Below are 22,689 nucleotides of genomic sequence, written 5' to 3'. Positions count from 1 at the left end.
GGTGTTGAACGTTTTCATTGTGTCATCGTTGAACCGTCGAGCGGCCCTTCGCGAGCATCAACGATGGCGTGGTGAGCAACCGAGATCGTCATCGCCACGTCCTGCATTCGTCGCCGCGATAACGGTCAGCGTCACCTGGCGGTGGAAACCAGTGTGATTGGAAAGCGAAGCAGGTCTCCACCACCGCTCAGTGTGCACGCAATTGTTATCCGCCGCTTGCTGTCGCATTTTCGAATTTGGCGTTGAGCAGACCTGCATACTCAGTGGCGTGTTGAGCTACTGCTTCCTCGAAGCCTTCGGCAGAGCCGACAACAACGATTCCGTAGGCAGATCCGTCATTCGCGTCAGTATATTCCCAGAACTGAAAGTCAAAATATCCGATTAGCCCAACGTCGTTCGAGATCCCTCGGCAAGTAATCCCTCGACGCAAGACGATCCGTTCACCAGTTGCGGGATTGCGTCCGTACTGTGGTGGTCCATCGACGAGTTCAGGCCTTCTGCCGATTAACGCAATCCATTCTGCGTCGACAAGCGTGGGGGCATCGTTCGTACCGCGAACAATTGTTCCGATTAGATGAAAGCCGTATGGCATCAATGCGTCAGCTATTGTGGTTCGTTGAGAATCTTAGTCGGATAACGGTACGGATCACGTGGTCGCCGCGAAAGACTGACCACTTCAAAGACGTTGACTCGGCGACTCACGTGCATCCGATGGTTCGTCATCTTCACGAGGCCGGATGAAGCTTGGTCAAGTATGTGTCGAGGCTTTCAGCAATAAGATAGCAGTTCTCGTAGCCCCAAGGCCGTTCCGACAATTCGCAACTCTCGCATGCGAAAGAATTCTCTGATCGTTGGATCCAGTTTCGGGTAACTCGCTAGCGTCTCTGGGGTCCAGAAATACCGCATTTCAGTATCAAATGCATAAACGCAACCATGATCTATCCCGGCGATCGAAACACAGGTCGCAATTCCAAAATGACCTTGACCAATGCAAATCATATTGCGGGGAGCGACGTCAGAATCGAGAAGTCGGAGCATTCCTTTCAGATTGCCAATTTCCACGATGTTTGCTTTTCCAAAAGGAGTTGGCACTTCGCATTCAGCAAGCAAATCGTCAACGTATCCACCACCATTCGTGTTTTTAAGAAATGTGAGTAGCTGTTTCGGTAGCGTCACGCCAATGGAATGCTCTATCTCAGAAACCAACGAAGCGTCAAATGGTTCGTTGACCTCGAGTCGGAGATGCGATGGCCAAGACATAAGTGTTTTACTGACGAACGGCGGACATCACCGGGCGGTGGAAACCCGTGTGATTGGAAAGCGAAGCAGGTCTCCACCACCGCTCCGTGTGCATGTCATGGTTATGCATTTACGCGGCAGCCGAGTGCCAACACAAGGATGGAGTGGAGTAGGTGTTCGTTTGTCAGCCGAGAGATTCATTTCGATGGGAGTCGGTGAGGTAACGAGCGCTCGAGTGTCAGTCAATTCAGCGTCGACGAGTCATTGGCGCGGTGTCGAACTTCGTTTCGGCACGGTTGGAGCGCAATCGCGAGCATGAATTTCACGCGGTATATCCGAGCACGAGATCGTTCCAGTATCGAGCATCGGTTGGGTCGGCAGTAGCCACTGCTCGCGCGTATGGATCTAAGCTTTTGTCTCACGCATAACGTTTAGCGTCACCGGGCGGTGGCGAGAGATGAAATTGGAAAGGTTACCAGGTCTCCACCACCGCTCCGTGTGCACGCAATGGTTATTCGGAGTGCTCTGGGTCGAGGCGACGGTTTCGTCGAGAATGAGCCCGTGTTGTATCGCTGCCGGCGTCGCAAGCGAAGGCCAAGCCCCGCAGGGAAAACGCAGGCGAGAATCGCATCACGCCCTGCAGCGAGATCTGATTGGGTTCGGGTGTCAGCCGATCCTAGAGTTGAGACTGCCGGTCGCGATCGTTAGCCTTCGGCCACATCGGTGGCGTGTGAGACGCGACTTCGGTTTCGACCAGTGCGGGTAGTTTACTGTCGGCGAATACGCCACATGCGCAAGAAAGGCGCAGGGTTGGGAATGGGCGAGCGGAGGTTCGAGCACTGAACGTGGATGTGTTCCGGTATGGGCGGAGATGTCAACCGAATAACGATTGGAATCGCCGGGCCGGGGCCGATGGAGTCTCGACTAGATGAAACCGCCTCACCCGGCTCCGGTGCATTCCTTGGTTATCCGCCGGATCGAGTTGGGCGTTGATCGTAAAGGCGAAAGGAAGCAAAGACAATCGGAGCCCAGAGTGGTAACAGGATGAGAAACTGAACCATCAGGCCACCGTTCGCAACTCCAGTTGCGGCAGCGACACCGCGTCCGATCGTCGGAGTGACCCATAGAAATGAGGACGCAAAGAAGTAACCAACTTCGGCGGCAAGCAAACAGGTAATTGCTCGGGATGCGCCGTAACGTCCGGTCCAGAGTCGCGTTGAATAGTAAATAAGGCAAGTATAGAAAGACGTGCAGAAAAACGACATGGTCGAATACGCGGGCTCAAAGTAGGGCGGTGCAGTCCAAGTAGAATCGTCGCGAGACAACAAGCTGGGGATGGAACTGAAGTTGTAAAGCAAGCCCAGTGCAGAAGTCACGCAAACTACAGAAGCTACCACTCGCCCTGCAACGCATTGCGTGCGGGTTCGCGAAGCGGCAAGGTCGGATCGCCCCGGAGGCGCCGCCAACGCGTTGGGAGGTTCGTAAGGTCCGGTCATATAAGTCGGATAACGTTTGCGATATGCGGGCGGTGGCGAGCGATGTGAATGGAACGCCAAGTTGGTCTCCACCACCGCTCCGTCATCATCGCGTGGTTATCGGGAATACTGTCGTGGATCCAATCGAGCGATTTGGAATCGTCGAGTGACGATCACGAGCGCACCGACAGGTGAGGAAGCGATGGGTACGATGTCGATGGAGAACGTCAAAGGATTGTATTAGGCGTAATCGACATCGTTCGCATCGTTTCCGGGAGTCTACGCAGCGGTGAGACGTTGGAGTCGCGGTGAGGCGATCGGTTGACAACCGGAACGCAGTCGTTCGTCCGAAAGGTTGACGACCGTTCGCATGACCGCGACGGATGTTGCATGGTCGAACGACAAAGTGTGCCAAGCGACCGATCGCAGTTGTGTCCGCCATCGTGTTCAACGTCTTGAATTTTCAATCGTTTCATCAACGAATCGTCGAGCAGTCGGTCACGTGCATCAATGACGGCGTGGTGTGCGCCCCAGAATGACATCGCCATGTCCTGCATGAGTCGCCGCGATAATGGCCGCGATAACCGAGTCGCGGCGAACGATTTTCCATTGTCAAAAGCGGCGACTCCGCGACTTCGGTTCATCGCTTGGTTCGTCGGTTTTTAATTGTACCAATTCTGAACATGCACATCTGGTCTGGCAGCGCGAAATTGTGCAACGCCCTGCGGTGTGACATCAGATTGAAATACGTCAACCACCCGAAGTGATTTCAGGGGAACCAAAGAGAGTAAACCCTCGTCAGCTATATTGGTGCCGCCGAAACCAATCAATTCGATCGATGTGCTCGTATGAAGTCGTTTAAATGCATCGCGATCTATAGTCGAACGGTCGAACGATACGACTTTCAAGTTTGGCATCGCTAACAATGCGTCGATGGTCCGACTGTTGATCCTGGAGTCTCCGGAGAAACATGCTGCCGCGACGTCGCCAAATGATTCTGGTTTGTCACCGGAAAGAGAAATCGAAATGTTCGCATCGGTGTCGAACCGAACATCGTCAGCAAAGTAAAGATCAGCCGCGCTGCGACCGAGAGCCGTCTCGTAGCTGAACTCATGAAGTGTCCAGCCCACGAGCAAGCCAAGCACCGGGCACACAATCAAAAGTGCTCTGAGGCTGAATTTCACGCTTTCGATCCGACGAACGTTTGCGATATGCGGGCGGTGGCGAGGGATGTGATTGGAACGCCTAGTTGGTCTCCACCACCGCTCCGTCATCATCGCGTGGTTATCGGGAATACTGTCGTGGATCCAATCGAGCGACTTGGAAGCGTCGAGTGACACGCACGAGCGCACCGACAGGTGAGAAAGCGAAGGGTACGATGTCGATGGAGACCGTCAGAGGATTGTATCAGACGTAGTCGACATCGTTCGCATCGCATCCGGGAGTCTACGCAGCGGTGAAACGTTGGAGTCGCGGAGAGGCGATTGGTTGGCAACCGGAACGCAGTCCGTTCGTCCGAGAGGTTGACGACCGTTCGCGTGACCGCGACGCATGTTGCTTGATCGAGCGACGGATCACAGTTTTGTCCGCCATCGTGTTCATCGTCGATTGGTTTGATGTTCAACGTCTTGAATTTTCAATCGTGTCATTGACGCACCGTCGAGCAGACGATTGCGAGCATCGACGATGGCGTGGTGTGTAACCGAGATCGGCATCGCCAAGTCCTGCATTCGTCGCCGCGATAACGTCGGACATCACCGGGCGGTGGAAACCCGTGTGATTGGAAAGCGAAGCAGGTCTCCACCACCGCTCCGTGTGCATGTCATGGTTATTCGTTCGGTCGCAGTCATGGAAGAACGGCAAGTTCGCTGTCCAGGTCCCACAGTTGATCACCCTCTCTGATTTCCGACTCTATCGCGTTAAGCAGGCCAGTGCCATCTGCTCTGTCGTAGTCCGTGACCATCTTGTCGCCATCACCATCATCATCGAAAAAGCCTGCATCGCGCAATAAACCATGAGCACGAAAAAATGCGTTCGCTAACGCAGCTGAATGCAATCGATAAAGGATATCGACCAGCTTTAAGATCTCGGTTTCAGAGAGCAACTGGTCGAACACCGAGTTGAAGCCACCCATGTCAATCTCGCATCGAGTGGCGACAATGTAGTAGATCGCTTGATCATTCTCCGCTAAACCCTCGGGACGACCAATTCCCCTTGTCGTCATGTCGGCAACGATACGATCGAAACGCTCAGCGACGATCAGTGACGGGGCGTGCATGTTCAATCGGATAACGGCAGCGATCACCGGGCCGCCGAAACCAGTGATCCATAATTAACCAACACGGCCGGCGGCTCCGTGTGCATCGCATGGTTCCCCGCGCTTTTGATCTACCAGAATCGCCACCACGGTTTTCCCTTGAGTGTCTTCGCGTTTGCAGCGGCCGGAAGCACTCCGTGGTCATCCGGTCGTTCGTACAGTTCACCCTCGTCGCCGACAACAACGGCGTTGAGATCGGCAGCGATTGAAAGCATTTTGGCAAGGAACTCTTGATCCGGACTTTTGACACATATCTCGCCGCTGCGGAAGTGTATCCACGCCCATCCGTGTTCACCGTTTGCGGTTGGGTGATCAATCCAAACCGTGATTCCATCGTCGGTCACACGCAGAGTCTCCCCATTCGGACCGCACGCTTCCGCGTATCCATCGATTCGCAACGTGGGATCAGCGTTGACGTAAGATCGCCATTCATCAAAGCCGATGCCACCGTCGAAGTCGTCTTCGCACGGCTCAGTGTTCCGGGTGATGTGAAGATCGTATCCCATCACATTTCAGTCGGGGAACGCTCGGCATCACCGGGCGGTGGAAACCAGCGTGATTGGAAAGTGAAGTGGGTCACCACCACCGCTCCGTGTGCATGCAATGGTTATCCGCCCTCTGGAATGCTGTTGGGCACAGCATTGACGGCAGTTCCGCTGCAACAAATCATCAGCATTGAATTACCGACCGTCGAGTAGTCGAAGTGCATGCCAACGACAGCATTCGCACCGAGTTTCATGGCGCGTTCAGCCATCTCTGACATTGCGGTGTTACGCCCACGAATCAATAGCGTCTCGTATTCGCCGGAGCTTCCACCGACGACATCGGTAATTGCGGCGAAAAAGTCTCGCAAGACATTCGCACCGTAGATCGTTTCACCAAACACCGGTCCAAAGTACTCGTCGATCTCATGCGTTGCGAATGACGGTGTCGTCGTGATAAGTAGGTTTGTGTGGGCCGTTTCGGAAGCAACTCCTGAGCCGGGCCGTGGAGCACGGCATGTCCAACATATATTATATCCAAGGTCGGTTTCATTGCCACACGACGGGCAAGTCCAGGGCATGTTTCGAGCCTCGCTTCTTATGTGATTCAGTCGGATAACGTCACCAATCACCCGGCGGCGACGAGAGACTGTCCATTTGAGAACGCCCGACTTCGCCGCTCGGGTGCATTGGATGGTTCGCCAAATCGATTCAACAATCGATGCCGCGTGGGAAATCCCGCCTAGGATGCGTGTTGACTGCGTCGTGGCCAAAGTCACTATTCGATACCGGTGTAGTGTGTGATCAACCCGGTTAGAAACCAGAACAAACCAGCGATTCCAATGATGACGGTCCAGATCCAAATAATACCCAGCAGATAATGCGTTCCGGCGGTGCTGATCAGGCCAATTAGAAAAAACGGTCCGCCTTGCCACATCTTTGCGGTGGCTCGGTCTTTTGCAGAGGGGCCGTCGAGCCAGGGTTTGTTGCTAGGCATGGTGCTACGAAACCAGGAATAGACTTTGTGTTGGCGAACGTTCGGCGTCACCGGGCGGTGGCGAGAGATGTGATTAGGAAGTGTACCGAGTCTCCACCACCGCTCCGTGTGCACGCAATGGTTATTCGTTTTCCGTTCTGGGGACAAGCAGCCGTTGGACAATTGTTGGAAACAAAGGATAGGCGATCCAGCAAAGCATTAGGAGGAATGCGGGGACGAGGGTGACCCAAGACACACGCACAACGGGATTCGGCGTCGAAAACCCCCAGTTCGTGAATAGCAGAGTCGCACCAAAAGATAGGCCGGCCAATAGAGAAATCCAACCGAGCCGAACTGAAGCAGCGAGCGAAAGCGGGATCACCGATGCAAAGTTCAGGACAGCGCATCCAAGTACCAGTAAGAGCAGATGGGGCCCTAGTCCGGCGGCGACAGCCAATGCAGCCAGCGTTGCAATGCTTACCAATCGCAAGGGGTGTGGATTGACATGCTGCTGGCCATCAGCTGCGGCGGGTGTTGGCGTGCAAGGGCTGGTCATGCAGGCATTGTAACCAAGTTGGCCCGGACACTTCATTCGGATAACGTTTGCGATATGCGGGCGGTGGCGAGGGATGTGATTGGAACGCCGAGTAGGTCTCCACCACCGCTCCGTCATCATCGCGTGGTTATCGGGAATACTGTAGTGAATCCAATCGAGCGACTCGCAAAGGTCGAGTGACGATCACGAACGCACCGACATGTGAGGAAGCGATGGGTACGATGTCGATGGAGAACGTCAAAGGATTGTATCAGACGCAATCGACATCGTTCGCATCGTTTCCAGGAGTCTACGCAGCGGTGATTCGTTGGAGTCGCGGTGAGGCGATCGGTTGGCAACCAGAACGCAGTCGTTCGTCAGAAAGGTTGACGACCGTTCGCATGACCGCGACGGATGTTGCAAGACCGAGCGACGGAGCGTGCCGAGCGACCGACCGCAGTTGTGTCCGCCATTGTTTTCAACGTCGATTGGTTTGAGGTTCGCTGTGTTGGATGTTTTCATCGTGCCGTAGATGCGTCGTCGAGAAGACGACCACCGACGATAGCATTGTGTGTAGCTGAGATCTGCGTAGCTACGTCCGGCATGAGTTGCCGCGATAACGGTCAGCATCACCGGGCGGTGGAAGCCAACGTGATTGGAAAGTGAAGTTAGTCTCCACCACCGCTCCGTGTGCATGCAATGGTTATGCGTTTCCGCGGCAACCGAGCGCGATCACGAGCATGGATCGGAGTAAGTGTTCGATGGTCAGCCGAGCGATTCACTTCGATGAGAGTCGGTGAGGTCACGAGCACTTGAGTGTCAGTCGAATCAACGTCGACGATTAGTGTGAGCGGCGTCGAACGACATTTCAGCACGGTAGGAGCGCAATCGTGAGCATGAATTTCACGCGGCATATCCGAGCACGAGATCGTTCCGGTATCCAGCATCGGTCGGAGTGGCTATGAGCATTGATCGCGAGCATGGAGTCGAGCTTCTGTCTCACGCATAACGGCCGACGTCACCGGGGACGGCGGTTTGATGGTCCATCTGTAAACGCCCTATGCCGTCCTCCGGTGCACGTCATTGTTATGCGACCAATGAGGCATAGGTGTCAACCAAATGGACCATCTGCCAGTGACACGCGTGCAGCTAAGGTATTTCCCAAAGCAAGTTGACCGCCCGATCGCGACCAAGTCTCGGCACTCGGCCCCACCCACCAGTGGTCGTGAATCTTGGAGTATCGCTTCTTGATCCATCGTTCGATCGAGTTGTACCACGCGCGAAACGCTTCGTTTGCTTCTGAATCATCGAGCCATCCGATTTTCGCGTAGATTCGCCCCGAGATCATCACTTCGTCACTGCGTACGCTTCGCGAGAATTCAATGAAGGCATGCCGGAATAACTCGTACCGAAACAGTCCATCATCGCCGCACGAGGGGGTTTGCGAGATTTCGCGATGCAACAACGTGATGTCGTTGCCGTTTGGCAGGCCAGGCAATGATAGGTCGAGGGTCGGGGGACTGGACGACGGAAACGAGCGTCCTGCAACAGCAGTCGTGTCACCACGTTGTGAGAGAAAACCGAAAAACTCCGATTCGTCAGTTGCGGCCATAAAGAAGTTGACTTGGCTCATTGGTCAACCGAGAATTCAGCCGCATAACGGCAGCCGTCACCGGGCGGTGGCGAAAGATGTGATTGGAAAGTGTACCAACTCTCCACCACCGCTCCGTGTGCACGGCATGGTTATCCGTTGTCAGCGACATGTTTATGCGAGAAGAAACATCGCAATATGCAGTATGCGGCGTACATCGACCAACCCACTGATACCAGTTGCAACGCAAGCACCGGCGAGAAACGAGATGGAACCCAGTTCAAGACGTTGTAAGGGTCGTACTCGTTTACGGAGACGATGAAGGCGATCGGGTAGACGCAGCACATCACGGCAGTCCACGGAAAGCGTTTGAACGAAGCGGGGGTGATACGCAAACCGTTTGTTGCGATGAACAGTGCCCAGAGATCGAGTACAAATGAGGCGGTCCAGTATGCAACTGCTATCGGCCAGATCAATTGGAAGAGTCCGAAACGGTTGACAGTTTTCCTTGTGTGCGCGGCAAGTGGACGCGGAATCCGCGTGACGCCTCTGCGAGTGAAATCGAGCGACCCGGGTTGGGGTGAGGCGTATGGATTGATGCGACCGTTCAATCTGTCGTTAGTCGGATAACGTTTGCGATATGCGGGCGGTGGCGAGCGATTTGATTGGAACGCCAAGTTTGTCTCCACCACCGCTCCGTCATCATCGCATGGTTATCGGGAATACTATCGTGGATCCAATCGAGCAATTCGGAACCGTCGAGTGACGATCACGAGCGTACCGACGGGTGAGGAAGCGATGGGTACGATGTCGATGGAGAGCGTCAAAGGATTGTATCAGACGTAATCGACATCGTTCGCGTCGTTTCCGGGAGTCGACGCAGCGGTGAAACGTTATAGTCGCGGTGAGGCGATCGGTTGGCAACCGGAACGCAGTCCGTTCGTCCGAAAGGTTGACGACCGTTCGCATGACCGCGACGGATGTTGCATGGTCGAACGACAAAGTAAGCCAAGCGACCGATCGCAGTTGTGTCCGCCATCGTGTTTAACGTTGATTGGTTTGATGTTCAACGTCTTGAACTTTCAATCGTTTCATCAACGAATTGTCGAGCAGTCGGTCACGAGCATCAATGACGGCGTGGTGTGCAACCGAGAACGACATCGCCATGTCCTGCATGAGTCGCCGCGATAACGTCACCAATCACCCGGCGGCGACGAGCGATTGTCCATTTCAAAACGCCCGACTTCGCCGCTCGGGTGCATTGGATTGTTCCCCCGCTTCATCCTGGGGGCGACCGGAAGTGACACCAGCGGCGTAGGTCTCTACGGCATCTAGCACTAGTGAGCGAAATGACGATCGCGGCTATCATGGGGATTACAAAAATACGCGAAGCCAGCACCTCGATGTTTGTATGAAGGCTGCTTGGCTGGCCGTAGCCAAGGTCTTCCCAAGGCAAGTGAAGGAAACGACCGTCGAAACAATTTGCCCTTGTGGTTACCGTCACTGTCCTATTGCGTCGGACAATCTCGATTTTGGTGTAGTCGGCTTGTTCCAGCCAATCGTGGAGTGAGTCGTCGGATGTGGGAAGCACGCCGAACGTTCCCGTGTACGTTGTCCGTTGATTGTCAGCGACGATCCAGCAAGTAAGCAGGACCGCGATCGTTGCCGTCAATCGAGCAATGCCCGCGATGCTCCAGTTAAGGTTTCGATTGCCAATTCCGATGTGCCTCAGTCGGGGAACGGTAGGGTTCAGCGGGGCCGCGCGAGCGACTCACCATTTCAAAAACGCTGGCTCGCGGCCTCCGTTGCAACCCATGGTTCCCCGCCGATTTGATATTGAACAAGAACCATGGTCATAACTTGCGAGAGTTGGAATTGGATTGGGTTCACGATAGAGCAATCGAAACATCAGGAATCAGGACGTATCAGTCTCACAACTTCCGCATACCGTTCCCTATTGTCTTCTATGGAGACCCTTTGCCTCTTGTTGAAGTGGTTTGCCATTGATTCAAAATGGTTATTCAAGGAAATCCAAGGTGTCGCGTCGCGGTCATTGGTCAACTTGAGATCCGCACCGGCTTCCAACAATCGACGAACCATTTCAGGTTGGTTATGTAATGCGGTCGAGTGCAAGGGGCGGTAACCGTAGGCATAGCTGCCGTAGGAAATTGCGTTGACGTCCAAACCAAATTCAATCAGCTTATCTAATAGAGCAAGCGTGTTCAGCCTGTTCACCATTGCTTTCTTCGTCTTTCCTCGTGTTTGTACATAGTCGATCTGAAGCAATTGCTCTACTGGCGATTTTGCTCTCTCAGCCAGCTCGTTTGGATTTGCCCCCGCCAGCAACAGTTCCATCACCACATCGAACGTTACGGGGCGGTTCTTCGCGTCATACCCAGACGCTTCTTCAAGCGACAGCCACAACGCCGTATCGCGTGATTCGGGAAGACGACCGGTAGTGGCTCCTTTGCTCAACGCCGTGCGCACGGCCTCTAAATCGACTCGGCCCACCGCTGATTCAAGTTCGCGGCTAGCTGTTTCGCTGCGGGTGAACTCTTTCAGCGGCCCAAAGCGAATGACGTCAATCCGCTGAATGAAGCGATCGCTCAAACAATCATCGTGGCCATAAGCGGCTTCCAGGCGACCGACATTCGATAATTTTGCATCGTGCTGAAAATGCAAACTGGGTACGTAGGCGTCCAAATCAGTCAACAACGTTTGGTGAGCGTCTTCGGCGGACGTCCGTTGTTGCAACCAGACTTCCGCATCGTTCCTGGAAAATCGAGCACCGCCCAGGTAGGTGTCGCCATCGTCGTCAGGATCATCTTCTGGATCGGGCGTTTCCCACCTCACGCCATCACTGACCCATTCAATTTCGGTGGTCGATTCGATGCCGTTGTGCTTTCGTAGCCGCAAATAGACAACTCCTGCACTATCCGAATCCCCGGTCACCAACGACTCACCGAAGACATCAGAGAACAATCCATCATCACCAAAAAGGGATTCGCCGTGTTCGCTACAAACGATGGTGGACCAAGGCATGGTTTTGTGAGTGACAACCAACGCCCATTTTCCAGCAGGCGGCACCAAGGTTCCTTGCAAGGTTTCTGCAGTGACGTCTCGTTGCACTTCGGCGACAGCTTTGCAGGAAAGCAAAGCTTCGGCTGGGTCGAGCGAGTCGTTGGTCGAGCGAAACAACACCGCGTTCCAACTCGAATCTCCCCATGTTGTAAATGAGCCACGGCGGCTCGCGATAGGTTTGCGTTTGTTCATCAAACACGGCTCTTTGAAGCACGGATAACCAGAGAGATGCGATGAGGATTCGCTCGACCAGCAGCGCCGGTATCCGCTTAGTCGGGGAACGTTACCGATCACCCGGTCGCCGCGAGAGATCTTTTATTGTCAAAACGCCCGACTCGGCGACTCGGGTGCATCGGATGGTTCCCCGCTCTTCCGAATCCAAGCAGGGCTACCAGTTGTGCCAGCCTTGATTGTAGCAGATCGTTTTGCCGCGTATCCGGCATTCCGTGCCGGTATCGTTAGTTACGATGTCCCCGTGAAGCCAAACGCCAGAGAAACCCGATTTACGCCATACGTCATCATGTTGAGTATCCATTGCGAATAGCACTCGATCGTCGCGATACGTCCGTCGGAACCGAAGTCGGACCTCTGTGTTTTCGTCAACCGCGTCCGACGAAATGGCGGCCCCATCAATGTTCAGTTTGTGTTTCCGATCATCGCGAACGCAGACGTGTACGGATGCCATACACGTGACACCGATCTCTTTGGCGACTTCGGATAGCGTTGGAATCGCGATTTGTTCAACAACCGCTGCCAGCAAATCCTGCGGTGGGTAAAACTCGTCGCGCTGCGTTGCCATTTAGGTCGTCAGTCGGGGAACGGTACGCATCAGCGGGCGGCGGGAGTTGGGCCACCACTTGTATAAACTCTCCACCGCCGCTCCGTTGCATGCGATGGTTACCCGCCACTTTCAAGTCTTGAGGTGAATTGATTTAGCAGTTCGATGATACGATCGAAACTAGCATCAAGTAACATCAGCCCGTTGACACCGGGTAAACCCGCATATTCCACCAGGTTATCATGTGCAAATGAACCGCTGACCAGAATCTGCGCCCCAGAGAGACCGTGGTCACTTAATCGGGACGCGATTTGCGAAGCGTCGGATGCAGCGTCGTCAACGGACGTGGTACCAGTAATTTGAAAGGCGAAAATCGCGTTCTCGTTTGTCAAGTTTTTGCATCTAAGGATCCGCCCAAGATCGTCAAGCGACTCCAAGCAAACTAGGACGTTGAGTCCACTTTGAATGATCGAATCTAGTGGATCGGACGGATGCGCAATAACCCATGACGCGCCGTTATCACGCAACGATTCATAGTCACCGTTTGGTGGCGGGTAGCTAGCCGCCGCAAGTGCACCCATCGACGGTACATCCGCAGCTTTCGTGATCCTCGAGACCAGATAGGGCGGTGCAGCCACAATCGTGTTGATCGGCCATTCGTCGTCCATAGACATTTCGAGGCCGTAAGCCTCGTAGTACGCGCAGTACGACGGACCATCACACGCGTTCTGCATGCAGATCGAGTAAGCGATTGTGGGAAGGTCGTGTTTCATTCAGTCGGGTAACGATTGCGATATGCGGGCGGTGGCGAGCGATGTGATTGGAACGCCAAGTTGGTCTCCACCACCGCTCCGTCATCATCGCGTGGTTATCGGGAATACTTTTATTGATCCAATCGAGCGATTTGATAACGTCGAGTGACAATCACGAGCGCACCGACAGGTGAGGAAGCGATGGGTACGATGTCGATGGAGAACGTCGAAGGACTATATCAGACGGAGTCGACATCGTTCACATCGTTTCCGGGAGGCTACGCAGCGGTAAAACGTTGGAGTCGCGGTGAGGCGATCGGTTGGCAACCGGAACGCAGTCGTTCGTCAGAAAGGTTGACGAGCGTTCGCATGACCGCGACGGATGTTGCAAGATCGAGCGACGGAGTGTGCCGAGCGACCGACCGCAGTTGTGTCCGCCATTGTTTTCAACGTCGATTGGTTTGATGTTCACTGTGTTGGATGTTTCCATCGTGCCGTAGATGCGTCGTCGAGAAGACGAACACGAGCACCGACGATAGCCTTGTGTGTAGCTGAGATCTGCGTAGCTACGTCCGGCATGAGTTGCCGCGATAACGGTCGGCGTCACCGGGCGGTGGCGAGAGATGTGATTGGGAAGTGTACCGAGTCTCCACCACCGCTCCGTGTGCATGCAATGGTTATGCATTTCCACGGCAGACGAGCGCGATTGCGAGCATCGAGTGCAGCAGGTGTTCGATTGTCAGCCAAGAGATTCATATCGATGAAAGTCGGCGAGGTCATGAGGAGTCGAGCGACAGTCGGTTCAGTGGCGAAGAGTAATGCAGGCTGTGTCGAACGTCGTTTCGGCACGGTTCGAGCGCAATCGCGAGCATGAATCCTACGCGGCATTTCCAAGCACGAGTTCGTTCCAGAATCCAACATCGGTTGGCTCGCCGGTGAGCACCAATTGCAAGCATGGACTTGAGCTTCTGTCTCACGCATAACGGCACGCGTCACCCGGTACGCGCGAAAGATTTTCCATTTCGAAACCGGCCAGCTCGCGTACTCGGGTGCACGCGATGGTTACCCGCCTTTGGGGCAAGGTATTGATCTTCGGACAGTGTACTGGTGATTCCAATGCCCTTCGTCGCCGTGAAGCAAAATATGTGTATCGTCGGTGTCTGGGTGAAAGTCGGGAAGATCGAAAGAAAAACCGCCGTCTTAGATGCGAGGGCGGGTTACAAGAAGCGGTTGACCGGAGGAATCGAAAGCATCGACGTAGACACGAAGGTCGACCAGTTTTGCATTGACCGTTACACGTTGCCCTTGGATGCTCAGTTGTAGATCGTGCACATTGAAGATGCCGGCGTAGTGACTCTCGGGTTCTGGGTAGCACATCCAGTAGACGCGAAAGCCTTCGAATCGCTGCTCCAGTGGTTTTGGGCAATCTCCGATCTCGTCGAGCGGCACGTAAACGTGGAGGAGGTATTCACCGCCGTGCCATGTGCCGACGGCACCGTCAATAACGGTTTGATCTGTAGATGCGAGTAACCGCGCGAGTGCAGTAAACGGAACGTCAATTCTGTCGCGAGAGTACGCGTCCCACAAGTCGGCTTTGATGCGTTCCTGTTCCTCATCGTTCATCGCCAACTAGGCGTCGTAGGATTCAGGAGGAAGTGCATTCATGTCTGTCGGGTAACGTCGGCCGTCACCGGGCGGCGAGAGATAAACTAGCCATATGAAAACACGCTATCGCCGCTCCGGTGCACGGCATTGTTCGCCCTTAGCTTCGCGAGGCGTGTGGGGTTTGCGTATCGCCGACCGAATCCCCGCCAACCCAAAGTATCCAGTGGGCCAAGCACCCATTGGACGTAGGTATTGCTGTTGGGTCCGGGATAGATTCGGTAATAATTATTCCATGGGTAATTGTTCGGGGTGGATTCGATCCTTGCAGCGAGGCGGGCGGCAGCATCGCCCGACCAGCGATAGACGAGACGCCCCGGGCCGTTGCCAACACCGGACGAAGGCCGCAGCAGGTTTCGGTGGAGGTGGCACCAAGACGTGTCGCATTTGTCAGGCGATTGCCAAACCTCCCAGCGGTCAATGGAGCCATCGCGGCAGACTACAAACCAATGATGCTCCGCAAAACGACCAAGGCCCGGAATCCGTGCCGTCCATAGGTCGACAATCACTTCGGGGTGAAACGGCATTAGTTGGGCGAACGCTACCGATCAGCCGGCGGCGACGGTTGATTATCCACCTCAAAACGCTTGACTTCGCCGCTCGGTTGCATCGGATTGTTACCCGTCAGCTCCGAACTGTCTGCATGGTGAGCGATGTACGATCTTATCATTTCATTGGGCTCTCCGCCGACCCAAACCGTTTGAAAAATGTCGCCGTCAGGTCGAGTAACTGGGGGATCGGTTGTCCCGGGAACGGGATCAAAGGACCAGTCAACCTTGATCATTGTTCGAAGTTTGTCGATGTACTCGCTGTTCGAGATGGGATTCCCATCACTGTCTGAGCGTGAGAAGAGCATCGGTTGCCCTGCTCCGATTACGGTAGCAAGGTCGTCCCAATTGGATGGCCATCTGCCATCATTTTGCTCCATGTAGGTCGTTAAGAGCGTGCCTGTGTCCCACGCAGCGTAGGCTTCAGGAATCTCGCGGATCGTTCTAACGAGAGAAATCGCAAACCAACCAATCGCAACCACAAACGCGAACCCAATAAGCTGGATGTGCCTACGTTTCGTAATTGCGCTCACGTGCATGCTTCGATCGGGTAACGTCACCAATCACCCGGCGGCGACGAGAGATTGTCCATTGTCAAAACGCCCGATTTCGCCGCTCGGGTGCATTGGACTGTTATCCGCAGTCACTCGCGTCAACAGTGTCATCGTGGATATTGATTGGCTGTCCGCATGGACGATGACGCAACCCGGTCCAAGCGTTGCCGTCGTGTACGGTAAATCGAATACCGCAGTTTGGACAGACCAGCCATCCTCTTGCGTTCGGTATCGCGGTCTGCCGTTCAAGGGCGTGCGGATAGTACAGTTCAATGTCACCAGTGATGCCGGTTCCGTTACATTGTGGACAGGTGTCGTCGGCTGCGACAGAAGGGTCGGAAAGCCGAACGCCGATGGTGCCAAGCCCACCACACCGAGGACAGTCCTGCAACACGAGCGGATTGTGGTAGTTCTCATCGGTAAAGACCGCTTGCGAGCGACGCGTGTGCTTCGCCGCATTGATGCGTGTTCGCAGTCGTGATTTTAGGAAGTCTATGTCCACGCTGTCAGTCGGATAACGGCACGCGTCACCGGGCGGTGGAAGCCAACGTGATTGGAAAGTGAAGTGGGGCTCCACCACCGCTCCGTGTGCATGCAATGGTTATTCGTAACGGAGCACTCACTGGTTAGCCAATCGGTCGAGCAGTTACTCCGAGTCCGGTGGTATGGCGGAGCGATTGCCAGAGAACAATAGTCGGAATGAAAAGATGGAACCGAGTAGGCAAGAAACGTATCCGGTGAATTGCAAAAACAAGCCCAGGAGTCGTAGTGGCGGATTAAATTTGGTGAAGGTTCCCGTGGATGGATCGGTCGTTTGTTCTCCGAAATGGACTAATGCGACATGGTTGATCAAAGAGCCAGCCCCGACGAGTAGCACTGCAATAGCGTAAGATCTCGACCACGCAGCGGGACGAGTTATAGACGCAACGATTGCCAAAGGGATGAGGCTCGCCAATGCCAGTGGTCCAAACCACTGTATCATGTTAAAGAAGATGTACTGCGGGGTCATCTGGGATTTACAGAGAGCATTCTCTTACACGAATAACGACGGGCATCACCGGGCGGTGGAAACCGGTGTGATTGGAAAGCGAAGCAGGTCTCCACCACCGCTCCGTGTGCATGTCATGGTTACCCACCATTTTCCGGATTCGACCCTTGGGGGCAGTCCCATTTAACCCATGGCTGTCGTAACGCGTCGGATCGAAACCGCTTCAAGTCTGTTTCAGTCGGGAAGTGATCCAGCGATTCCCATACCGCAAGTCGGGGATGCTTTGGTTGCAAGTCGGGGCGAAAGCAGACGTCGAGTTTCCATTGTCCCCGGAAATCAGTGTAATGCGAATTGCGGACAATGCTGCAGAGAAGAAAATCATTGTCAGATTCGCCGACCACAAGCAAGCGTTCTTCGGCAGCAATTGCGGTCGGCGGATTGAGCGCTCCAGGTAGGATATGAAAGTCGCGGTCATCCATCTGCAGCTGGTGTGCAATGCCTTTCACCCGAATTCGATGTTGAGCGTATTGCATTGTCACGAACGCAAACCAGCCAAGCAGAATAGTAGCTGTTGTAAACGTCAGCAGATGTGTTAAACGCAATGGTCTCGGTTGGGTAACGTCACCGATCACCCGGTCGCCGCGAGAGATCTTCCACTGTCAAGACGCCCGATTCGGCGACTCGGGTGCATCGGATGGTTCCCCGTTTTTCAACATTGCGGTGTCGAAAGCCGCGGCCACGTCTTTCCTGAATAGGACCACGGATAGCCAAATGCCCAGCGGTATGCCAATCCAGATCGCCGGTGAAACGAAAGGGATACACGCCAGTACCGCTGCAGTTCGACCGTTGCGTAGATCTTGAAGACGACGAACTCTTCGCATAGATCGAATCATGAAAATCATAGCGAAAAAATGTGCTACGGCGAAACAGATACCAAAAATTGTCGCGCCAACAGTCTCGCCGATAGCCAACATTGCCACGGCCACCACGCCAGCAATTGCGTAGCCGAACGATTGGAACGACAGCATTAGAATGAGTCCGGTCGTCGATGGTCGAATTCGCCGGATCGCGTTTTCTTCCGGCGACATGACGGCTTCGGCAGGTTGAGGCGCGGCGTATGGATTTGATTCGATCACTGACTCCTGATCGGGGAACGGTAGCGATATGCGGGCGGTGGCGAGGGATGTGATTGGAACGCCAAGTTGGTCTCCACCACCGCTCCGTCATCATCGCGTGGTTATCGGGAATGCTTTTGTTGAACCAATCGAGCGACTCGAAACCGTCGAGTGACGATAACGAGCGCATCGACAGTTGAGGAAGCGATGGGTACGATGTCGATGGAGAACGTCGAAGGACTATATCAGACGGAGTCGACATCGTTCGCATCGTTTCCGGGAGTCTACGCAGCGGTAAAAGGTTGGAGTCGCGGTGAGGCGATCGGTTGGCAACGGGAACACAGTCGTTCGTCCGAAAGGTTGGCGACCGTTCGCATGACCGCGACTGATATTGCGAGATCGAGCGATGGAGTGTCCCGAGCTACCGACCGCAGTATTGTCCGCCATCGCGTTCATCGTTGATTGGTTGGACGTTCAAGGTGTTGGGCGCCTTCTTTGTGTCGGCGTTGCATCGTCGAGCAGACAATCACGAGCACCGACGATAGCGTTGTATGTAGCTAAGATCTGCGTAGCCACGTCCGGCATGAGTTGCCGCGATAACGGTTCCGTTCACCGGGCGGCGATGACCCGTTTGGTCTCAAAAAAAAGCCCGCCATCGCCGCTCCGTGTGCAACGGATGGTTATCCGCCGGTCTTGAGGGGCCGGGATTCGAGGACTGTTTCCACGACGACCTTACGATCCGCCGAGCCCATATGACCATATGATCCGCGTTTCGATACCCGACCGATAAAACGAATAATGAATGGCCCGCGTCCGTCAGGCAAGACGTCGTCATAGTCTGGTGGTGCAAGTCGCGGGCACCATCGTTCAAAGGCAGGGAAGAGACCATACGCTCGCGGTGTGAGGGGCACAGTGATGTGCCCGACCTCCCAGTGAGGCCGATAAATGCCAACGTACTCGCGTGGAACGTCAATAGCGAAATCGGAGAAACCAACGGAACCAACCAATCGAAACAAGCGTTGGTTCGCAATCGCGCTATGCAGCGTCAAGCCGATGAATACCGCAGAGAGCAACAGGAAGTAAAGCAGCGGTGAGTAGCGTAGCAGGACAATGCTACCAATTAGAATGCCAGTGAACGCGAGTACGATGCTAACGAATGAGAGCCAGCATCCAATTCGTTGAAGCATGGGTATTCAGTCGGATAACGATACGGATCAGCGGGGACCGGGAGTTGATCATCCATTCGTGAAAACCGGCCACCGGTCCTCCGTTGCATCCGATGGTTACCCGTCGTCTTCGTCCCGCAACAGGATGTCATTCTCGTCTACGATTCCATCGCCGTTCACGTCTTCGTCGGCGACTCTTCCGTCAGCACGAAGCGTCACGCTATTCGTGGCAGACCCAAGCCGGTGACGAACATTGTATATGAGCCAAGTGCCAGGCGGAACAGATTCGCGGACAGCTTGGTCCTGCGCTTCGGTCAGAGCGGTGCGACTTCGTACTTGTTTTAGGTTCGGAAGTTTGCGGAGTCGCCGGAGATCATCGAGCGTGAATCCATCGCGCGGAAGACAGACGTAGTGAACGTCACGCCGGACGTGAATGGGAAGCAAAGCACCGCAAAGACCGGTCCCCGCAAAAGGGTCACGACCCAGCGTTTCGATGTCAGAATCTTCAAATCGTTGCAGTGTACTGCGAGCGTCCAGCACGTACGGCGGAGCATTCGACAGAACCAACAGGAGGACGTTGATTACAGTTAAGCATTCCATTGCACGTCTTCAGTCGGGTAACGACCCGGATCACCGGGCGGCGGCGAACGACTTACCACTGCGAAAACGCACGGCTCCGCCGCTCCGGTGCATCCGATGGTTATCCGCCGTCTGTTATTCTCGCCCGGGAAGTGTCCAGCCATCAGCTTGCCAGTCGATACCATCTGCCACGACACGAGGAAACATGAAGATGGAGAGCCGCGATGCCCGGACCTGGTAGACTCCTGCACAGCAATCGCAGCCTGCAACAACCCTGTAGTTCGCATTTTTCGAGTACCATCTGGCTGCCCAATCGTCGATCGAAGTCTTGTGTGGGTTGGGGTGGTGCCACATCCGGGCGGTTTCTTGCTGCATCAGGTAAAAGCTGAAACTGAGGGTTACTGCAACAAGGATGGCTGCAGCAACAAGGACAACTTTACGGGTGCGGTTGAAAGATGACAGCATGACACAGACAGGCGTGGATCTAGCAGCCTCAGTCGGATAACGGTCAGCATCACCGGGCGGTGGAAGCCAACGTGATTGGAAAGTGAAGTAGGTCTCCACCACCGCTCCGTGTGCATGCAATGGTTATGCATTTCCGCGGCAGCCGAGCGCAATTACGAGCATGGATCGGAGTAGGTGTTCGATTGTCAGCCGAGCGATTCATTTCGATGAGAGTCGGTGAGGTCACGAGCGGCTGAGTGTCAGTCGGTTCAGCATCGACGAGTCATCGACGCGGTGTCGAGCGTCGTTTCGGCACGAGGGGAGCGCAATCGCGAGATTGAATTCTACGCGGCATTTCCGAGCGAGATTTCGTTCCATATTCCAACATCGGTTGGCTCGCCGGTGAGCACCAATTGCAAGCATGGAATTGAGCTTCTGTCTCACGCATAACGGTCAGCATCACCGGGCGGTGGAAGCCAACGTGATTGGAAAGTGAAGTAGGTCTCCACCACCGCTCCGTGTGCATGCTATGGTTATGCATTTCCGCGGCAGCCGAGAGCGACCACGAGCATGGAGTGGAGTGGATGTTCGATTGTCCGCCGAGCGATTCATTTCGATGAGAGTCGTTGAGGTCACGAGCAATTGAGTGTCAGTCGGTTCAGCGTCGACGAACAATGGACGCGGTGTGGTGTTTTGTTTGTGCACGGATCAGGCGCAAACGCGAGCATGAACTTCACGCGGCATTTCGGAGCAGGAGATCGTTCCGGCATCCAGCATTGGTCTGGTCGGCAGTGAGCACTGATCGCAAGTATCGATTTGAGCTTCTGTCTCACGCATAACGTTTGCGATATGCGGGCGGTGGCGAGCGATGTGATTGGAACGCCAAATTGGTCTCCACCACCGCTCCGTCATCATCGCGTGGTTATCGGGAATACTATCGTGGATCTAATCGAGCGATTTGGAACCGTCGAGTGACGATCACGAGCGCACCGACCGGTGAGGAAGCGATGGGTACGATGTCGATGGAGAACGTCAAAAAATTGTATCAGACGCAATCGACATCGTTCGCATCGTTTCCGGGAGTCTACGCAGCGGTGACACGTTGGAGTCGCGGTGAGGCGAACGGTTGGCAACCAAAACGCAGTCCGTTCGTCAGAAAGGTTGACGACCGTTCGCATGACCGCGACGGATGTTGCACGGTCGAGCGACGGAGTGTGCCGAGCGACCGACCGCAGTTGTGTCCGCCATGGTTTTCAACGTCGATTGGTTTGATGTTCACTGTGTTGGATGTTTCCATCGTGCCGTAGATACGTCGTCGAGAAGACGAACACGAGCACCGACGATAGCCTTGTGTGTAGCTGAGATCTGCGTAGCTACGTCCGGCATGAGTTGCCGCGATAACGGTAGCGATATGCGGGCGGTGGCAAGCGATGTGATTGGAATGCCAAGTTGGTCTCCACCACCGCTCCGTCATCATCGCGTGGTTATCGGGAATACTGTCGTTAATCCAATCGATTGACTCGAAATCATCGAGTGACGATCTCGAGCGCACCGACAGGTGAGGAAGCGATGGGTACGATGTCGATGGAGGACGTCAAAGAATTGTATCAGACGTAATCGACATTGTTCACATCGTTTCCGGGAGTCTACGCAGCGGGGAAACGTTTGAGTCGCGGTGAGGCGATCGGTTGGCAAGCGGAACGCAGTCGTTCGTTGGAAAGGTTGACGACCGCTCGCTTGACCGGGACGGATGTTGCAGGATCGAGCGATGAAGTGTCTCGAACAACCGACCGCAGTTTTGTCCGCCATCGTGTGCAACGTCGATTGGTTGGACGTTTTTGGTGTTGAACGTTTTCATTGTGTCATCGTTGAACCGTCGAGCGGCCCTTCGCGAGCATCAACGATGGCGTGGTGAGCAACCGAGATCGTCATCGCCACGTCCTGGATTCGTCGCCGCGATAACGTTTGCGATATGCGGGCGGTGGCGAGGGATGTGATTGGAAAGTCGAGTTGGTCTCCACCACCGCTCCGTCATCATCGCGTGGTTATCGGGATTACTTTCGTGGATCCAATCGAGCGACTTGGATTCGTCGAGTGACGATCATGAGCGCGCCGACGGGTGAGGAAGCGATGGGTACAATGTCGATGGAGAACGTCAAAGGATTGCATCAGACGCAATCGACATCGTTCGCATCGTTTCCTGGAGTGTACGCAGCGGTGAAACGTTGGAGTCGCGGTGAGGCGATCGGTTGGCAACCGGAACGCAGTCCGTTCGTCAAAAAGGTTGACGACCGTTCGCATGACCGCGACAAATGTTGCAAGTTCGAGCGATTCGATGTGGCGAGCGACCGATCGCAGTTTTGTCCGCCATCGTGTGCAACGTCGATTGGTTTGATGTTGAAAGTGC

General features: G+C 54.6%; 19 protein-coding genes. 1 reads left to right on the top strand and 18 read right to left on the bottom strand.

From position 1 onward, the window contains the following. Positions 1–768: 768 nt before the first annotated feature. From LOC70_RS23550 to LOC70_RS23465, 18 genes are all read right to left on the bottom strand, one after another. On the bottom strand, positions 769–1,206 hold the full coding sequence (locus LOC70_RS23550) for an SMI1/KNR4 family protein (protein WP_230256515.1): 438 nt from the start codon (positions 1,204–1,206) through the stop codon (positions 769–771). A 998-nt stretch (positions 1,207–2,204) separates the two neighbouring features. Continuing rightward, complete coding sequence (locus tag LOC70_RS23545) at positions 2,205–2,795, bottom strand: hypothetical protein (RefSeq protein ID WP_230256514.1); 591 nt, start codon at positions 2,793–2,795, stop codon at positions 2,205–2,207. A 581-nt stretch (positions 2,796–3,376) separates the two neighbouring features. Then, entirely contained in the window at positions 3,377–3,898 is a 522-nt protein-coding gene (locus LOC70_RS23540; RefSeq protein WP_230256513.1) for a hypothetical protein, read from the bottom strand. 662 nt (positions 3,899–4,560) lie between these two features. Beyond that, positions 4,561–4,992, bottom strand: coding sequence for a hypothetical protein (locus LOC70_RS23535; RefSeq protein ID WP_230256512.1), 432 nt, complete (start codon positions 4,990–4,992; stop codon positions 4,561–4,563). Between the two features lie 110 nt (positions 4,993–5,102). After that, the gene (locus tag LOC70_RS23530; RefSeq protein WP_230256511.1) at positions 5,103–5,537 is read right to left on the bottom strand and encodes a hypothetical protein; all 435 of its coding nucleotides are present in this window, start codon (positions 5,535–5,537) and stop codon (positions 5,103–5,105) included. 101 nt (positions 5,538–5,638) lie between these two features. Continuing rightward, the gene (locus tag LOC70_RS23525; RefSeq protein ID WP_390889108.1) at positions 5,639–6,094 is read right to left on the bottom strand and encodes a YbjQ family protein; all 456 of its coding nucleotides are present in this window, start codon (positions 6,092–6,094) and stop codon (positions 5,639–5,641) included. 197 nt (positions 6,095–6,291) lie between these two features. Next, a complete protein-coding gene (locus LOC70_RS23520; RefSeq protein ID WP_230256510.1) occupies positions 6,292–6,510 on the bottom strand; it encodes a hypothetical protein in 219 nt (72 codons plus the stop codon). A 1,625-nt stretch (positions 6,511–8,135) separates the two neighbouring features. After that, a complete protein-coding gene (locus LOC70_RS23515) occupies positions 8,136–8,657 on the bottom strand; it encodes a hypothetical protein (RefSeq protein WP_230256509.1) in 522 nt (173 codons plus the stop codon). A 1,866-nt stretch (positions 8,658–10,523) separates the two neighbouring features. Continuing rightward, complete coding sequence (locus LOC70_RS23510; RefSeq protein WP_230256508.1) at positions 10,524–11,888, bottom strand: ankyrin repeat domain-containing protein; 1,365 nt, start codon at positions 11,886–11,888, stop codon at positions 10,524–10,526. Between the two features lie 196 nt (positions 11,889–12,084). Then, on the bottom strand, positions 12,085–12,495 hold the full coding sequence (locus LOC70_RS23505) for a hypothetical protein (protein WP_230256507.1): 411 nt from the start codon (positions 12,493–12,495) through the stop codon (positions 12,085–12,087). A gap of 98 nt (positions 12,496–12,593) precedes the next feature. Next, entirely contained in the window at positions 12,594–13,247 is a 654-nt protein-coding gene (locus tag LOC70_RS23500; protein WP_230256506.1) for a hypothetical protein, read from the bottom strand. Positions 13,248–14,426: 1,179 nt separating this feature from the next. Then, positions 14,427–14,849 (bottom strand): hypothetical protein, encoded by a 423-nt coding sequence (locus tag LOC70_RS23495; RefSeq protein ID WP_230256505.1) that lies wholly within the window; start codon positions 14,847–14,849, stop codon positions 14,427–14,429. An 86-nt stretch (positions 14,850–14,935) separates the two neighbouring features. Further along, a complete protein-coding gene (locus LOC70_RS23490; protein ID WP_230256504.1) occupies positions 14,936–15,415 on the bottom strand; it encodes a DUF3750 domain-containing protein in 480 nt (159 codons plus the stop codon). A 14-nt stretch (positions 15,416–15,429) separates the two neighbouring features. After that, the gene (locus LOC70_RS23485; RefSeq protein WP_230256503.1) at positions 15,430–15,975 is read right to left on the bottom strand and encodes a hypothetical protein; all 546 of its coding nucleotides are present in this window, start codon (positions 15,973–15,975) and stop codon (positions 15,430–15,432) included. Between the two features lie 1,143 nt (positions 15,976–17,118). Then, positions 17,119–17,580: a hypothetical protein gene (locus LOC70_RS23480; RefSeq protein ID WP_230256502.1), complete on the bottom strand. Its 462-nt coding sequence runs from the start codon at positions 17,578–17,580 to the stop codon at positions 17,119–17,121. Between the two features lie 57 nt (positions 17,581–17,637). Further along, a complete protein-coding gene (locus tag LOC70_RS23475) occupies positions 17,638–18,114 on the bottom strand; it encodes a hypothetical protein (protein ID WP_230256501.1) in 477 nt (158 codons plus the stop codon). Positions 18,115–19,376: 1,262 nt separating this feature from the next. After that, a complete protein-coding gene (locus LOC70_RS23470) occupies positions 19,377–19,859 on the bottom strand; it encodes a hypothetical protein (protein WP_230256500.1) in 483 nt (160 codons plus the stop codon). Between the two features lie 114 nt (positions 19,860–19,973). After that, on the bottom strand, positions 19,974–20,303 hold the full coding sequence (locus LOC70_RS23465) for a hypothetical protein (protein WP_230256499.1): 330 nt from the start codon (positions 20,301–20,303) through the stop codon (positions 19,974–19,976). 2,082 nt (positions 20,304–22,385) lie between these two features. On the opposite strand from LOC70_RS23465, the gene LOC70_RS23460 reads away from it, so the two are divergent. Continuing rightward, a partial coding sequence (locus LOC70_RS23460; RefSeq protein WP_230256498.1) for a hypothetical protein occupies positions 22,386–22,689 on the top strand: 304 nt, incomplete at its 3' end.

Source organism: Rhodopirellula halodulae (genome assembly GCF_020966775.1).
Taxonomy (GTDB): Bacteria; Planctomycetota; Planctomycetia; order Pirellulales; family Pirellulaceae; genus Rhodopirellula; species Rhodopirellula halodulae.
Note: the sequence above shows the minus strand (reverse complement) of the source record. Positions and strands in the feature narration are given on the sequence as shown.